At 69.1% G+C, this 15,674-nt stretch carries 12 protein-coding genes and 1 pseudogene; 5 read left to right on the top strand and 8 right to left on the bottom strand.

Annotated features, from left to right (window positions below; genetic code table 11):
• Nucleotide 1 precedes the first annotated feature (1 nt).
• The 3 genes from FXF52_RS23630 to FXF52_RS23620 all read right to left on the bottom strand — a co-directional run bounded on the left by FXF52_RS23630 (nt 2) and on the right by FXF52_RS23620 (nt 3,974).
• Nucleotides 2-814 (bottom strand): sugar nucleotide-binding protein, encoded by an 813-nt coding sequence (locus FXF52_RS23630; protein ID WP_148800201.1) that lies wholly within the window; start codon nt 812-814, stop codon nt 2-4.
• Between the two features lie 97 nt (nt 815-911).
• Entirely contained in the window at nt 912-2,717 is a 1,806-nt protein-coding gene (gene aspS, locus FXF52_RS23625; protein WP_148800198.1) for an aspartate--tRNA ligase, read from the bottom strand.
• A 201-nt stretch (nt 2,718-2,918) separates the two neighbouring features.
• Nucleotides 2,919-3,974, bottom strand: a complete 1,056-nt coding sequence (locus tag FXF52_RS23620; protein WP_148800196.1) for a S1 family peptidase — start codon at nt 3,972-3,974, stop codon at nt 2,919-2,921.
• Nucleotides 3,975-4,220: 246 nt separating this feature from the next.
• On the opposite strand from FXF52_RS23620, the gene FXF52_RS23615 reads away from it, so the two are divergent.
• The gene (locus FXF52_RS23615) at nt 4,221-5,048 is read left to right on the top strand and encodes an SGNH/GDSL hydrolase family protein (RefSeq protein ID WP_148800193.1); all 828 of its coding nucleotides are present in this window, start codon (nt 4,221-4,223) and stop codon (nt 5,046-5,048) included.
• A 57-nt stretch (nt 5,049-5,105) separates the two neighbouring features.
• Here FXF52_RS23615 and FXF52_RS23610 read toward each other — a convergent pair whose 3' ends face one another.
• Nucleotides 5,106-5,579: a helix-turn-helix domain-containing protein gene (locus FXF52_RS23610; protein WP_148800190.1), complete on the bottom strand. Its 474-nt coding sequence runs from the start codon at nt 5,577-5,579 to the stop codon at nt 5,106-5,108.
• A gap of 56 nt (nt 5,580-5,635) precedes the next feature.
• On the opposite strand from FXF52_RS23610, the gene FXF52_RS23605 reads away from it, so the two are divergent.
• Nucleotides 5,636-6,145 (top strand): PaaI family thioesterase, encoded by a 510-nt coding sequence (locus tag FXF52_RS23605; RefSeq protein ID WP_148800187.1) that lies wholly within the window; start codon nt 5,636-5,638, stop codon nt 6,143-6,145.
• Nucleotides 6,146-6,260: 115 nt separating this feature from the next.
• On the opposite strand, the gene FXF52_RS23600 is transcribed toward FXF52_RS23605, so the two are convergent.
• The 3 genes from FXF52_RS23600 to FXF52_RS23590 are packed head-to-tail and all read right to left on the bottom strand — an operon-like array spanning nt 6,261 to nt 9,361.
• Nucleotides 6,261-7,196 (bottom strand): acyl-ACP desaturase, encoded by a 936-nt coding sequence (locus FXF52_RS23600; RefSeq protein WP_148800186.1) that lies wholly within the window; start codon nt 7,194-7,196, stop codon nt 6,261-6,263.
• Nucleotides 7,197-7,247: 51 nt separating this feature from the next.
• Nucleotides 7,248-8,588, bottom strand: coding sequence for a histidine--tRNA ligase (hisS, locus tag FXF52_RS23595; protein WP_148800183.1), 1,341 nt, complete (start codon nt 8,586-8,588; stop codon nt 7,248-7,250).
• Nucleotides 8,589-8,641: 53 nt separating this feature from the next.
• Complete coding sequence (locus FXF52_RS23590; RefSeq protein ID WP_148800180.1) at nt 8,642-9,361, bottom strand: MBL fold metallo-hydrolase; 720 nt, start codon at nt 9,359-9,361, stop codon at nt 8,642-8,644.
• 259 nt (nt 9,362-9,620) lie between these two features.
• Between FXF52_RS23590 and FXF52_RS23585 the strand changes: the two genes are divergently transcribed.
• Together FXF52_RS23585 and FXF52_RS23580 are read left to right on the top strand one after the other, a co-directional pair.
• The gene (locus FXF52_RS23585; RefSeq protein ID WP_148800177.1) at nt 9,621-10,490 is read left to right on the top strand and encodes a peptidylprolyl isomerase; all 870 of its coding nucleotides are present in this window, start codon (nt 9,621-9,623) and stop codon (nt 10,488-10,490) included.
• Between the two features lie 60 nt (nt 10,491-10,550).
• Complete coding sequence (locus tag FXF52_RS23580) at nt 10,551-11,393, top strand: peptidylprolyl isomerase (protein WP_148800174.1); 843 nt, start codon at nt 10,551-10,553, stop codon at nt 11,391-11,393.
• A gap of 162 nt (nt 11,394-11,555) precedes the next feature.
• Here the strand turns inward: FXF52_RS23580 and FXF52_RS43255 are convergent.
• Nucleotides 11,556-13,724: pseudogene (locus FXF52_RS43255) on the bottom strand (bifunctional (p)ppGpp synthetase/guanosine-3',5'-bis(diphosphate) 3'-pyrophosphohydrolase); the annotation flags it as partial.
• 1,272 nt (nt 13,725-14,996) lie between these two features.
• On the opposite strand from FXF52_RS43255, the gene FXF52_RS43250 reads away from it, so the two are divergent.
• Nucleotides 14,997-15,407, top strand: a complete 411-nt coding sequence (locus FXF52_RS43250) for a hypothetical protein (protein ID WP_255472259.1) — start codon at nt 14,997-14,999, stop codon at nt 15,405-15,407.
• The last annotated feature ends 267 nt before the right edge of the window (nt 15,408-15,674 follow it).

The following is a 15,674-nucleotide window of genomic DNA, read 5'->3' as shown; positions in this document are numbered from 1 at the left end:
CTCAGGAAGCGAGGAGTTCGATGACGCCGCGCAGCCGGGTACGGAGCAGCCCGGCGGCGCGGGAGGAGTCGAGGCGTACCTCGGTGGGGCGCTGCACGCCGGCGGCGACGGCGGTCGTGGTCTTCAGGCCGGCCGGGTCGAGCCCGGACCGCCGGGCGACCAGGAGGCCCAACTCGGCGCGGCTCACCGGGTCCGGCCCGGCCACGTTGAGCAGGCCGGCGTACTCGGAGGGCACCAGCTCCAGCACGGCGGCGGCGAGGTCCACCACGTCGATCGGGCAGCGGAGCTCATCGGTGAAGAGGGTCGCTCGACCGGCGAGCGCGTCGCGGCACAGCTGGATCTGCTTGCTTCCCTCCCCCACGATCAGCGAGGTACGCACCAGCGCCGCGCCCGGGTCGATCGCCCGCACCGCGGTCTCCGCCGCCGCCTTCGCCGCCCCGTACGCGTGAATCGGGGTGGGCACGTCGTCGTCGAGGTACGGCGCCAGACGCCCACTGTGCAGCGCGTCGCTGGACAGGTGCACCAGCCGGGCCCCCACCTCGGCGGCCGCGTACGCGACGTGCGCCGCCCCGTCGGCGGTGACCGTCCAGTCGTCGTACCGGTAGGGGGTGGCGACGACGGCGTCGGGGCGTACCTCGGTCAGCAGCGCGCGGACGGTGGACCGGTCGGTGACGTCGAGCCGGCGCGGCTCGACGCCGGCGACTCCGACGGCGGCCGAGTGGTAGGTGCCGACCACCCGCTGCCCCGCCGCCACCGCCTGTCGGCACACCTCGGCGCCGAGGAAGCCGCTGGCACCCACCACGAGCAACGTCACGCCGCCCACCTCTCCGCCTCGTCGATCATGAGGTTAGCGGGGCGACCCGCCGGAGCGGTGCCCGCCAACCTCATGATCAACGTCGAGAAGCGGCCGATCAGGTCGGGTCGGCGACCGGGGCCACCGGGCCGGCGGTGCCGGCGTGCACCCCGGTCGGCGCCTTCGGCTTGGCGTCGACGCCCGCCTCGGCGCGCTGCTGCGCGGTGATCGGCGTGGGCGCACCGGTCAGCGGGTCGAAGCCGCCCCGGGTCTTCGGGAACGCGATGACCTCGCGGATCGAGTCCGCCCCGGCCAGCAGCATGCAGATCCGGTCCCAGCCGAAGGCGATGCCGCCGTGCGGCGGCGGGCCGTACTTGAACGCCTCCAGCAGGAAGCCGAACTTGTCCTGCGCCTCCTCGGGGGTGATGCCGAGCAGGTCGAAGACCCGCTGCTGCACGTCGCCCCGATGGATACGGACCGAGCCGCCGCCGATCTCGTTGCCGTTGCAGACGATGTCGTACGCGTAGGCCAGGGCCCGGTCGGGCGCCTCCTCGAACCGGTCCACCCAGTCGGCGTTCGGCGAGGTGAACGGGTGGTGCACGGCCGTCCAGCCGCCCTCGTCGGTGCGCTCGAACATCGGCGCGTCGACCACCCAGCAGAACGCCCAGGCGGTCTCGTCGATCAGGTTGGCCCGCTTGGCGATCTCGATCCGGGCGGCGCCGAGCAGCTCCTGCGCCTCGCGGGTGTTGGTGCTGGCGGCGAAGAAGATGGCGTCGCCCGGCTTGGCGCCGACCGCGTCGGCCAGCCCGGCCAGATGCGCCTCGGAGAGGTTCTTGGCCACCGGGCCGCGCGCCTCGCCGGTCTCCGCGTCGAGCACCACGTACGCCAGGCCCCGGGCACCGCGCGCCTTGGCCCAGTCCTGCCAGCCGTCCAGCTCCTTGCGGCTCTGCGCCGCGCCGCCCGGCATGACCACCGCGCCGACGTAGCCACCCGCGTCGATCGCGCCGGCGAACACCCGGAACTCGGTGCCGCGCAGGTAGTCGGTCAGCTCGGTCAGCTCGACGCCGTAGCGCAGGTCCGGCTTGTCGGAGCCGTAGCGGGACATGGCGTCGTGCCAGGTGATCCGGGGGATGGGCCGGGGGATCTGGTAGCCGGCCAGGTCCGACCAGAGCGCCGAGACGATCGCCTCGCCGAGCTCGATCACGTCGTCCTCGGTGACGAAGGACATCTCGATGTCGAGCTGGGTGAACTCCGGCTGCCGGTCGGCGCGGAAGTCCTCGTCCCGGTAGCAGCGGGCGATCTGGTAGTACCGCTCCATGCCGCCGACCATGAGCAGCTGCTTGAACAGCTGCGGCGACTGCGGCAGCGCGTACCAGCTGCCGGGCTGGAGGCGGACGGGGACCAGGAAGTCGCGGGCACCCTCGGGGGTGGAGCGGGTCAGGGTCGGCGTCTCGATCTCCAGGAAGTCCCGCTCGTGCAGCACCGTGCGGGCCAGCTGGTTGGCCCGCGAGCGCAGCCGCATCGCCTTCGCCGGGCCGCTGCGGCGCAGGTCCAGGTAGCGGTACTTGAGCCGGATGTCGTCGCCGGCCTCGATCTGGTCGTCCACCGGCAGTGGCAGCGGCGCGGCCTCGGAGAGCACCTCCAGCGCGCTCGCGGTCACCTCGACCTCGCCGGTGGGCAGGTCCGGGTTCTCGTTGCCCGCGGGGCGACGGGTCACCTCGCCGGTGACCTTCACGCAGAACTCGTTGCGCAGCGCGTGCGCGTCCTCCTCCCGGAAAACCACCTGGACCACGCCGGAGCCGTCGCGCAGGTCGACGAAGATGACACCGCCGTGGTCGCGCCGGCGGGCCACCCACCCGGCGAGCGTCACCGTCGAGCCGGCGTCCGCGGCGCGCAGGCTTCCGGCGTTGTGGGTACGGATCACGGCTTGCGTCTCCTCATCTGCGGTACACGTCTGCTCCCCGCATTCTGTCAGGGTGCCCGGCCCCCCACCGCCACCGGGCGCGGGTGCGGTCCGGGAGCGGCTCGGTCCTGAGCCGGGTGCCCGCCCCGCAAGCCAGGCGCCGACACACGGAGAGCGGGCCGCCGGAGGCCGGCGACCCGCTCTGCGCGGTGTCGGTCAGGGTCAGATGATGCTGACGCCGTAGACGCTCATCGGCTCGGTGACCGGCTGGAAGTAGGTCGTGCCGCCGGTGCGGCAGTTCCCGCTGCCGCCCGAGGTGAGGCCGACCGCGCTGCTGCCGCTGAACAGCGAGCCACCGCTGTCACCGGGCTCGGCGCAGACGTTGGTGCGGATCAGGCCGTAGACGCTGCCCTCGGCGTAGTTGACCGTGGCGTTAGTCGCCTGGACGCTGCCGCCCCACAGGCCGGTGGTGCTGCCGGAGCGCGTCACGCTCATGCCGACGTACGCGTTGGCGGCGCCGGTGACGTCCCGGTAGGTGCCGTTCCACAGGTAGACGTTGCCGGCCGCGTTGGCGGAGTTGCTGTGCCGGACGATGCCGTAGTCGTTGCCCGGGAAGCTGGTGCCCGCGCGGGTGCCGAGGACGCTGGTCTGACCGGAGTTCGAGTACCAGGTCGAGGCGATGTTGGTGCAGTGGCCGGCGGTCAGGAAGTAGGTGGTGCCGGAGCTGCTGCGGACGTTGAAGCCGAGCGAGCAGCGGCCACCACCGGCGGCGTAGATCGCCTGGCCGCCGGAGATCCGGGTGCTCAGCACGCCGGGCTCGGCCTCGACACGCACCGTGCCGCCGGTGCGCGCGGCGGCCGCCTTGACCCGCTCCAGCTTGGCGCCGGTGACGGTGCTGTCGACGGAGACCACGACCTGGTTGGTGGCCGCGTCGACCCACCAGGCGGTGCCCGGGATCTTGGCGGAGCGCTCCAGCTCGTCGGTGGCCGCCTTGAGCTTGTTCGCCCCGCGGGTGACGAGCTTCGGGGTGGCACCGGCGGCACGGACCTGGCGGGCGGCCGCGGCGTCGGTCACCGCGACGACCATCTTGCCGCTGGCGTCGGCGTACGTGCCGGCGGCGCGGTCGCCGAGCTTGGCGACGAGCGCGGCGGCGGCGTCGGGGGACGCGGGCGAGGCGGGGGCCGCCTGGGCGGGTGCGCCGAGGAGCGAGCCCGTGACCAGGGTGCCGGCCACAGCGATGGCAGCGGCGCGACGGAGCGAGGACCTCGTGGGTCGCATGTAACAACCTCCAAGGAGGGGGTGACGGGCGCCGTCATGCGGACGCGCCCGAGGACAACTCGGCCGACCTGGGGGAACCGGCCAAGTGACCAAAGTATTCACATATTTAAGATCCTTGGCAAGGTATCGCTTTGCCCGAATTGGCCCGGCCCGAAAAGCAACCAGTACGCAACATTGTGGACACAGAGCATCGTCTATACCATCTGGCCACCGCAGCACGCCGGCACCCGTGATCCGGAGGCCACCATGACCCTCGTCCGACGCGCGCTGGCCACCCTCGCCGGCGCCACCGCCCTCGTCCTGTTCGCCGCCACCCCCGCCGTCGCCGCCGGCCCGCCACCCAACTCGATGGCCAGCCTGGGCGACTCGATCACCCGCGGCTTCAACGCCTGCGGCTGGTACGTCGACTGCACCGCACGGTCGTTCAGCACCGGCGACTACTCCAGCGTGAACAGCCACTACCTGCGGATCCGCGCGGTCAACCTGAACATCCAGGGCCGCAACTACAACGACGCGCGCAGCGGCGCCAAGTCCGCCGACATGTACGGCCAGGCGGGCACGGCCGTCAGCCAGGGCGTCGACTACGTCACCCTGCTCATCGGCGCCAACGACGCCTGCACCAGCTCGGAGTCCACCATGACCCCGGTGGCCACCTACCGGGCCAACATCGACAGCGCGCTGAACCGGATCAAGGCCGGCCTGCCGAACGCCCGGGTCGCCGTGATCAGCATCCCGGACATCTACCGCCTCTGGTACGTGGGCAAGGACAGCGGCAGCGCCCGCTCCGCCTGGTCGATGTTCGGCATCTGCCAGTCCATGCTGGCCAACCCCACCTCGACCAGCCAAGCCGACGTGGACCGGCGGGCCCGGGTCCGGCAGCGGGTGATCGACTACAACACCCAACTAGCCCAGGCCTGCGCCGCGTACGGGGCCAACTGCGACTTCGACGACAACGCGGTGTTCAACTACCCGTTCGCGCTGAGCCAGGTCTCCACCTGGGACTACTTCCACCCGAACACCAGCGGGCAGGCGGTGCTCGCCAGCGTCTCGTACGCCAACGGCTTCGGCTGGTAGCCCCTCCCCCGCCCGGCGCCGCGGCCCCTCCCGGTGGTCCGCGCGCCGGAGCGCGCCTCAGGTCCGGCGGCGCGCCCCCGGCCCGGGGCGGGGCAGCACGTCACGCGGTTCGGTCACCTCGTGCCCCTCGGCGCAGCGCAGCGCGACCCGGACCTCGGCCCCGCAGTCCCGGTGGGCGACCGCCAGCGGCGAGCCGTCCGGGTCGGCCAGGTAGCGGTCGCCCCAGCCGAGCACCGCCACCAGCACCGGCCACAGGTCGAGCCCCTTGTCGGTGAGCCGGTACTCGTGCCGCATCCGGCTGCCCGGTTCCCGGTACGGCACCCGGCGCAGCACGCCCTGCTCGACCAGCATGGCGAGCCGGTTGGTGAGCACCTGCCGGGGGATGCCGGTGCGGACCCGCATGTCGTCGAAGCGGCGTACGCCGTTGAAGACCTCACGGAGCACCACCAGGGTCCACCGCTCACCGAGGATGGCCATCGCGCGGGCGATGGTGCAGTTCTCCACCGACCAGTCCAGTGCCGCGGGTCTCATGCCGACCAGGCTAGGTCTGATTGACAGACTCAGCAACGCGCTGCGAGGCTGAGTCCATGACACAGACGCAGGACCGCAGCCGCACCTTCTCCTGGTCCGACCCGCTGGCCGGGGCCGCGCACGTCGGCCGGCGCAGCGGCCTGGAGCTGCTGCGCGCGATGATCGCCGGGGAGTTGGCCGCGCCGCCGATCATGCACCTGATCGACATGGCCCGGATGGAGGCGGACGAGGGCCGCGTCGCGGTCGAGCTGGTGCCGCAGGAGTTCCACTACAACCCGCTCGGCACGGTGCACGGCGGGGTCATCTCCACGCTGCTCGACACCGCCGCCGGGTGCGCCGTCCACAGCACCCTGCCGGCCGGCGTCGGTTACACCTCGCTCGACCTGAACGTGAAGTTCCTCCGGCCGGTCACGGTCGACAGCGGCCGGCTGCGCTGCGCGGGCACCGTGCTCCAGCGCGGCCGGCGGACCGCCCTGGCCGAGGCGCGCCTGACCGACACGAGGGACCGCCTCATCGCCCACGCCACGTCGTCCTGCCTGCTCTTCCCCCTCGACGCCTCCGCCTGACCGGGCCCCGCCGGCCCCGCCATGGCCGCTCTTTGCGGGAACAGTGTGGCCACGGCGCGCGGAGTGAGCACCGCGCCCTCGTCGAGGCGACGGGGCGCGGCGAACGGGGAAAGGGTCAGCTGGCGGCAACGAGGCGAGCGGCACGGGCAGCGCGCTTCTCCTCGAAGCGGGCCGCCTGGGCCTCCAGGGTGTCCAGGTGGGCGGCGATCTGGTCGCGGGCGGCCTCGCCGTCCGCGTCCAGCCCGGTCGCCTCGAAGAGGTTCCACTGCCGCAGCACCGGGACGACCACCTCGTCCCGGTGCTGGCGCAGGTCGTAGATGCCGGCCAGGGCGATGGCCACCGACTTGCGGGCGAAGCCCTCGATGCCGACGCCCGGCATCTGGAAGTCGGCCAGCACGTCGGCGACCGCGCGCATGGCCTGGCTCGGCGCCAGCTCGAAGGCCGCGGCGAGCAGGTTGCGGTAGAAGACCATGTGCAGGTTCTCGTCGGCCGCCACCCGGGCCAGCAGCGCCTCGCAGATCGGGTCGGCGGCGGCCCGGCCGGTGTTGCGGTGCGAGATCCGGGTGGCCAGTTCCTGGAACGAGACGTACGCCAGCGAGTGCAGCACCTCATCGTCGTGGGTGTTGCGGTAACCCGCCGACATGTGCACCATCCGGGCCCGTTCCAGGGCCACCGGGTCCACCGCCCGGGTCACCGTCAGGTAGTCGCGGATGGCGGTGCCGTGCCGCCCCTCCTCCGCGGTCCACCGGTGCACCCAGGTGCCCCACGCGCCGTCCCGGCCGAAGAGGCTGGCGATCTCGTGGTGGTACGAGGGCAAGTTGTCCTCGGTGAGCAGGTTGACGATCAGCGCGGTGCGGGCCACCTCGGGCAGCGTCGAGTCCGCCTCCGCCCACGGTTCCCCGCCGAGCGGGCCGTCGAAGGTACGCCCCTCGCTCCACGGCACGTACTCGTGCGGGAACCACTCCTTCGCCAGCGCCAGGTGCCGATCGAGGTTCTTCTCGACGACGGGTTCGAGTTCGTGGAGCAGGGCGGTCTGGCTGAGCACGGTCACAGGGTTCTCCCTACGGTGGCGTAACTTACGCCACCGTAGGTCGAATCTTTCTCACGCGCCAGTCGAGGCCGGTCCCACCAGCGGCTTCAGGTCCGCCCGGGGCGGGGTCCACTCGCCCGCCGCCGCGGCCACCTGCTCGCCCGAGCGGATGTCCTTCACCTGATCGCCCTCGGCCCCCGGGAACCAGACGTACGGGATGCCGCGCCGCTCGGCGTACCGGATCTGCTTGCCGAACTTGGCGGCGCTGGGCGACACCTCGGTCGGGATACCCCGGGAGCGCAGCGCCTCGGCGACCCGGTTGCTGGCCGGCCGCTCGTCCTCGGTGGTGACCGCGACCAGCACGCAGGTCGGCACGCTGCGGGAGACCGACAGCGCCTCGGCGCCGAAGAGCAGGCCCAGCAGGCGGGTCACCCCGATTGAGATGCCCACCCCGGGGAACCGGACGTTGCCCGAGCTGGCCAGGTTGTCGTACCGGCCGCCGGAGCAGACCGAGCCGAACCGCTCGTACCCGATCATCTGCGTCTCGTAGACGGTGCCGGTGTAGTAGTCCAGGCCCCGGGCGATGCGCAGGTCGGCGACGCAGAGGCCGGGCGAGTGCGCGGCCGCGGTCTCCACCACGGCGGTCAGCTCCGCGATGCCCTCGTCGAGCAGCGGGTCGCTCACCCCGAGCGCACGCACCGCGTCGGCGAAGGAGGCGTCCGGCGCGGAGATCTCGGCCAGCGCCAGGACTGCCTTGGCCTGGGCCTCGCTCGCCCCGGCGGTCTCCGCCAGCAGCTCGGCCACCCGGGTCGGGCCGATCTTGTCGAGCTTGTCGACGGCGCGGAGCGCCGCCTCCGGCTCGGTCAACCCGATGCCCCGGTAGAAGCCCTCGCAGATCTTGCGGTTGTTGACCTGGATGCGCACCGGCGGGATCGGCAGCGAGCGCAGCGCGTCACCGATCACCAGCGGCATCTCGGCCTCGTAGTGGGCCGGCAGGGTGTCCCGGTCGACGATGTCGATGTCGGCCTGCAGGAACTCGCGGTAGCGCCCCTCCTGCGGGCGCTCACCCCGCCACACCTTCTGGATCTGGTAGCGGCGGAACGGGAACTGCAGCTTGCCGGCGTTCTCCAGCACGTAGCGGGCGAACGGCACGGTCAGGTCGAAGTGCAGGCCGAGGGCGTCGTCCCCGGTCGCGCTCTCCGGGTCGGCCTGGAGCCGGCGCAGCACGTAGACCTCCTTGGAGGTCTCCCCCTTGCGCAGCAGCTGGTCCAGCGGCTCGACCGAGCGGGTCTCCAGCGGGGCGAATCCGTACAGCTCGAAGGTGGCCCGGATCCGGTCCAGGACGAACTGCTCGATCATCCGCTGGGCGGGCGTCCACTCCGGGAAGCCGGAGATGGGCGTGGGCTTGCTCATGGCGTACTCCTTGGGCGCCGCGCGGACCGCGCGGACAGGTCGTGGTCGCGGCGTCAGAGGCCGCGGGTGGGCGCGGCCGGGCGCGCGTCGCCGGTCCCCGCCACCTCAATGAGGTACGGGTTGGTCGCGCGCTCGCGGCCGATGGTGGTCGCGGGGCCGTGGCCGGGCAGCACGACGGTGTCGTCGGCCAGCGGGAGGACCTTCTCCCGGAGGCTGGCCAGCATGCGGGGCATGCTGCCGCCTGGCAGGTCGGTGCGGCCGATCGAGCCGGCGAAGAGCACGTCACCGGAGAGGCAGATCTGGTCGGCCTCCCAGCGCGAGCCGGCGCCGGGCATCCGGAACAGCACCGACCCGCCGGTATGGCCGGGCGCGTGATCGACGGTGATCTCCAGGCCGGCGAGGCTGAGCGTGGCGCCGTCGGTCAGCTCGGCCACGTCGTCCGGCTCGGCGTACGGCAGCCGACCGCCGAAGAGCTGGGTGAGGTCCATGGAGAGCGCCTTGGCCGGGTCGGCGAGCAGCTCCCGGTCGTCCGGGTGGACGTACGCGGTGATGCCCCGCGCACCGCAGACCGGCGCCACGGAGAAGGTGTGGTCGAGGTGGCCGTGGGTGAGCAGCACGGCGGCCGGGTGCAGGCGGTGCTCGGCGAGCACGGCGTCGAGCCGGTCGAGCACCCCGATGCCGGGGTCGACCACCACGCACTGCTCCCCCGGCGCGGTCGCCACCACATAGCAGTTGGTGCCGAAGGCGTCCGCGGGAAAGCCGGCCACGAGCACGTCCGCTCCCCTTCCGTTCGAGTCGTCGTCCCCGTTCAGCAGCCTAGTCGCCCCGCCTAGCGGGTTCCGTCGACCCACTCGTCCCACCGACCCCGCCGGGCACAGCGACAACGTCCGATCGACCGCGGTCCGACCTCGTACACCACTTTCCCAGCCGGTACCCGTACACTCTGGCGGGCGTGTGGCGTGGCGCACCTCCCGCCGGTCGGGCGGACGACGACCCGTCGGCGAGGACCAGGGTAGAGGAAGGGGAGCACGGGTGGCTTCCAGCAGGGACCGGCAGCGCAAACTGGCGCGGGCCAAGCTCGACCGGCAGATGGCCCGACGGGCCGCCGCCGCGAAGCGCCGCCGGCAGATCCAGGCCGGAATCGGCACCGCGGTGGTGCTCGCACTGATCGTGGTCGGTTCGGCCTGGGCGCTCGGCGCGTTCGACTCGAAGCCGGAGCAGAAGGCCGCCGAGGACGTCTGCGTCTGGACCCCGCAGGACGCCGCCGCCAACACCAACCTCAAGGACGTCGGCACGCCGACCACCACCGGGCTGCCGACCTCGGGCACCCGGGCCATGACGGTCACCACCAACCAGGGCGCCCCGATCACCGCGGAGCTCGACCTGACCTCGGCGCCGTGCGCGGCGGCGAGCATCTCCTTCCTGGCGGGCAAGTCGTTCTACGACAACACCAAGTGCCATGAGATCACCGCCGAGGGCGCGCTGCACTGCGGCGACCCGAGCGGCACCGGCCTCGGTGGCCCGACGTACTCGTTCTACGACGAGAACGTCCCGGCCGCCCCGGAGCCGAGCCCGTCCGCCTCGCCGGCCCCGAACGAGCCCCCGGCGTACCCGAAGGGCACGGTCGCCATGATCGCCAACCCGCCGGGCGCCAACGGCAGCCAGTTCCTGATCTTCTTCAAGGACTTCAACCCGGCGAAGCCGGCCTACCCGGTCATCGGCAAGGTCACCGGCGGCCTCGACGTGGTGGAGAAGATCGGTGCCCTGCCGACCGTGGACAATGGGAGCGGGGCCAAGGTCAAGCCGCAGACGGACGTGGTCATCCAGAGCCTCACCGTCGGCGAGCCGAACGCCGCGCCGGCCGCGACCGGCGCACCGGCGACCAGCCCCAGCGCCGGCTGACCCGGCGCCCCACCCGAGCAGCAGCGGCAGCGCCGCATCAAGAGCACCGAAGGAGTGACCGTGACGTCCACGAGAGAGCGGCAGCGCGCGGCGGCGCGGGCCCGACTCGAGCGGGAGATGGCCGAACGCGCCACCAAGGCCCGCAAGCGCCGGCAGACGCAGGCCATCGTCGGCGCCGCGGCCGTGCTGGTGCTCGTGGTCGCCGGCACCGTCTGGCTGGCCACCTCGCTCGGCGGCGACGACAAGAAGCAGAACGCGGCCGGCACGGCCGAGGGCTACGCCCAGTGCGCCTACACGGAGGTGCCCAAGGAGGGGCGCACCAAGCAGATCAAGGACGTCGGGTTGCCCTCGGTCCAGCAGGACAACAAGGGCACCCAGACCATGACGATCGACACCAACCTGGGCGCGATCACCGCGAAGATCGACCGGAGCAAGGTACCCTGCACCGCCGGCAGCTTCACCCACCTGGCCAGCAAGGGCTTCTTCGACAACACCAAGTGCCACCGGCTGGTGACCCAGGGCATCCAGGTGCTCCAGTGCGGCGACCCGAGCGCGACCGGCAACGGCTGGCGGGAGACCGACGGCACCGGCGGTCCGAGCTACAACCTGGCCGAGGAGAACCTGCCCACCGACAAGCGGCCGCCGTACCCGGAGGGTGTCATCGCGATGGCCAACTCCGGCCAGCCGGGCAGCACCGGCAGCCAGTTCTTCATCGTCTACGGCGACTCCCAGCTCGACCCGAACTACACCGTGCTGGGCACCATCACCGGCGGCATGGACGTGGTGAAGCAGGTCGCGACGGCCGGTGACGACGGCGCCTTCGCCCAGCAGGCCGGTGGCGGTCACCCGAAGAAGGAGATCGTCATCAAAAAGCTGGCGATGAGCGACATCCAGGGCGGCTGACGCCGTACGACAAACGGAAAACGCCCGCCGGCGGTCAGCCGGCGGGCGTTTTCCGTTTGTCGGCGCCCCGGGCGCTTGTCGCGCCTCAGGCCCTTGTCGGTGCCTCGCGGGGCCTTGTCGACGCCTCCGGTTTGTCGGCGCCTTCGGCCGTTGCCGGTTGCGTCAGGCCCCGGAGGTGACCCGGTACGCGTCGAACACCCCGTCGACCTTGCGGACCGCGGCCAGCAGGTGCCCCAGGTGCTTCGGGTCGGCCATCTCGAAGCTGAACCGGCTCACCGCCACCCGGTCCCGGGTGGTGGTGACGGTGGCGGAGAGGATGTTGACCCGCTCGTCGGAGAGCACCCGGGTGACGTCGGCCAGCAGCTTGTGCCGATCGAGGGCCTCCACCTGGATGGCGACCAGGAACGTCGAGGCGGAGGTGAGCTTCCAGTTCACCTCGACCACCCGCTCGCTCTGCGCCTTGAGGTCCTCGGCGTTGGCGCAGTCGTCGCGGTGCACGCTCACCCCGCCGGAGCGGGTGACGAAGCCGAACACGGCGTCCGGCGGCACCGGCGTGCAGCAGCGGGCCAGCTTGATCCAGACGTCGCTGACGCCCCGGACCACCACGCCGGGGTCGTGGCTGCTGGACCGGCTGCGCGGCGGCCGGGTCGCGACGGCGGTCTCGGCGATGTCCTCGGCCGCGCCCTCCTCGCCGCCGTACGTGGCCATCAGCTTCTGCACCACGGACTGGGCGGAGACCTGGCTGTCGCCGACCGCGGCGTAGAGCGAGGCGACGTCGGCGAGGTGCAGGTCCCGGGCGATCGCCATCAGGTTGTCGGAGGTGAGCATCCGCTGCAACGGCATGCCCTGCCGGCGCATGTCCTTGACGATGGCGTGCTTGCCGGCCTCGATCACCTCCTCGCGCCGCTCCTTGTTGAAGTACCGACGGATCTTGGCGCGGGCGCGCGGGCTCTTGACGAAGCCCAACCAGTCCTGGCTCGGGCCAGCCATGTCGGACTTCGACTTGAAAATCTCGATCACGTCGCCGTTGGACAGCGTCGACTCCAGCGGCACCAACTTGCCGTTGACCCGGGCACCGATGCACTTGTGCCCCACCTCGGTATGCACCGCGTACGCGAAGTCCACCGGCGTCGACCCGGTCGGCAACGGGATGACATCACCCCTCGGGGTGAAGACGTACACCTCCTGACTGGACAGGTCGAACCGCAACGCATCCAGAAACCTGTTGGGGTCCGCCGACTTTCGCTGCCAGTCCAGCAACTCGCGCAGCCAGGCCATCTCTTCCATGTGCGCTGGCTCGCCAAGTTGGCCGTTCCTGGGCTCTGCGTAGTTCCAGTACGCCGCAATGCCGAACTCTGCTGAGCGGTGCATCGCATACGTACGGATCTGCATCTCCACCGGCTTGCCGGTTGGCCCGATAACCGTCGCATGCAACGACTGGTACATGTCGAACTTTGGCATGGCGATGTAGTCTCTGAACCGGCCCGGCACCGGCTGCCAGTGGGAATGGATCACGCCTAGCGCCGCGTAGCAGTCCCGTACCGTATCGACCAGAATCCGCACTCCCACTAAGTCGTAGATCTCGTTGAAGTCGCGCCCCAGAGCAATCATATTCTGATAGGTCGAGTAGAGGTGCGTAGGTTGTTCCGCCACTTCTGCTCTGATGTTAGCGGCGCGAAGAGCGGGCAGCATCTGGCGGGTTAACTGAGAGAGTGTGGTTTCGCGCTGCGGTTCGTGCTCCCGAAAGAGACGGCTGACTTCCTCGTATCGCTGCGGGTAGGCGACCCGAAAAGCCAGGTCGTCAAGGTCCCGATGGATTCGGAACACCCCTAGGCGGCGGGCTAGAGGACTATATACGGCAAGCGCCTCCCTTGCCAGGCGTCCCTGCTCCGGTCCAGAATAGTGGTTCGGAGAGCGTAGCGCCTGAAGATAGCAGGCCAATCTGATCAGAAAGATGCGAGGGTCAGCAATAGCCTGAATGACCGATCGTTGACCACTTCCAAAGCCTTCTCCCAAATCCAGTGTGATAGAGGCAGCTCGGTGTGTCCCATCAACGAGCTTGGCGACGTCGTGCCCGAAGGTGTCACGCACATCGGCCCTTGGAAACTGGGTCACGTACAGTAGCGTCGCAGCTAGCACCGCCGCATCCATGCCTAGCTCGACCAAGATCTTGAGGATCGCAAGCGCGTGATCAAGCAGCGGGTCTTGGCCGCTCTTGCCTTTTGAAGTTTGGAGCCGTTGGGAGAAGTCGTAGGCCCGTTCGAGTAATCTGATATCTTCAAGCGGTTGAGCTTGTCGATAGTCCTCTAGGAGTTGCCCTAAACCATCGCTATGCCCTGACGCAACCCCAGCTCCGCGTTGCCATAACCGCGTTGAGAGGAGTTGCCAAGCCTTTCGCTGCGGGCGAGGAGAGCCCGCCAGTCTTCCTGGGCGTTGGGCGACCACATCGGTTGCTAGAGACCCTGCCGTGGGCTCCTGCCTGTGAAGCTTCTCTAGAGCCAACCTTCGATCAAAAGCTGGAACTGTAGCGTCTCTGGCGATCCGACGCAGGAGAGCCAAGCCCCTCCTATCCCCCGCATCTACGAGTGCCTCGGCACACCACCGCCTATCGACCCCATCCATCGTTGAGTCATCTGCAAGAGTCGCAAGTAGGTCCCTCCAAGCCACCGGCGGCAAACGAACGATGGCATGAATTGCGGCCTTGCTATATACCTGCCGATCGGCGGCGATGGACTTGATGCTAACCGATTGCGAAGTCAGAACGTTGGAAAGAAGTGCAATCGCCCATCGGCGTGTGCCGTGATCAAGGCTGCGCCTCAATGCGACCATCCGAAGCGCAGTCTTTGCTCGCTCAGGTTCTAACCGACAAAGCAGCTCAATCGCAGGCTGCAAACTCTTGCTAGATCTTCCCCTCGTCATAGCCATCAACGCGCTGATGGTCTTTTCGGTAACTTCACGGCCCAAGTCTGACCCATCAGAGTGGAGGGAGCAGACTAGCCGGCACCCATCTATGTTGGCTTTGACTACCAGCCGTTTCAGCAGAGGTGCCAGGTCTTGCTCTCTGGCCCAGCCGTCTATCAGGAACCTGAGAAATGACTGCCTGGTTGTCAGCCACTCTTGACTTTTGAACCACGAACGGGAAGCCCACACGCTACGGAGTTGACGGGCACTCTCCGCCGGATCTTTAGCGATGAAACGAGCAGCCAAGAACTCCTCTATTGTTTTGTGAGAAAAGACGAAGTCTCCAGCCCGCTCCGTCAAGACCCCACTTCGTCTAACCATCTCTCTCAGTAGAGAATGCCACGCGTGGTCAGGCAGATTATGCGGCTTCAAGTCGCGGGTCCATGAGGCCAGCGCCTCAACTGCCTCAGCCATCTGTCCGGACTGGCGCAACCAAGCTAGGCGCTCCACAAGAAGAGTGCCGGAACTGAGTAACTGCTCGCCCGCACTAACCGCATCAATACCATAACGTTCAGTTATGGAGTTGATTTGCTGGCGAATTCCACTCCGAGAGGCGCTATATTGACGCTCGAGCAGCAAGGTCACGAACGTGTCATATAGCCGGCTACGCCCTGTAGGGAAAAGTTGATCCGGATAAACAAGGTGGAGCTGAAACAACATAACTGCCATAAGCGGGTTCCGAGCAAGCTCGTCGAGGTTCGCCTCGCTCGCCTTATCCACAAAACGTTGCGCAGCCTCTTGTGGAGAAGGCATCCCAAGATGCGCAAGCCAGCCCTCCGCGAAGCTATAGAGCTGCTTGCTGTTGAAGATCAGAAGTTCAAAGACTGCGAGCTTTGGGAAGATCCGTCGGGGCAAGAGACTATCGAGTCGGCTCGTGATTATGAACTGGCAAGCGCCGGTACTGGGCACATCGACCCACTCATGAAGGCGCCTAATTATCGCGAGCCGCTGGTCAGAACTCATGACCTCGTCAAGGCCGTCGACCAACACCAGCCAAAAGGCACCGTTCGTCGGCGGATTGCGGAAGAACTCTGCGGACCAAGACTGCGTTAGCCCCACACTGCTGAGATCCTCGTTCACGCTCTTGGCTATTGCTTCCGGCAATGGCTTCCCCGGAATCAAATCTGCAGCCAAGACGCGAACTGGAACCTTCGAACTTAGGCCCTCTTCGAATTTGCCTATTAGAGAGCCAGTTGCCGTGCGAAGCAGGCTAGACTTGCCTGATCCGGCGTCACCGAGGATGATCGAGTTGGCCGTGTTATCGAACACCTCCTCCGCTCGGATTGCTTTACCAGACTGGGGTGCCCCGCTGTCTTCGAG

Source organism: Micromonospora sp. MP36 (assembly GCF_008119785.1).
Classification (GTDB): Bacteria; Actinomycetota; Actinomycetes; order Mycobacteriales; family Micromonosporaceae; genus Micromonospora.
This window is presented reverse-complemented; position numbering and strand designations above follow the sequence as displayed.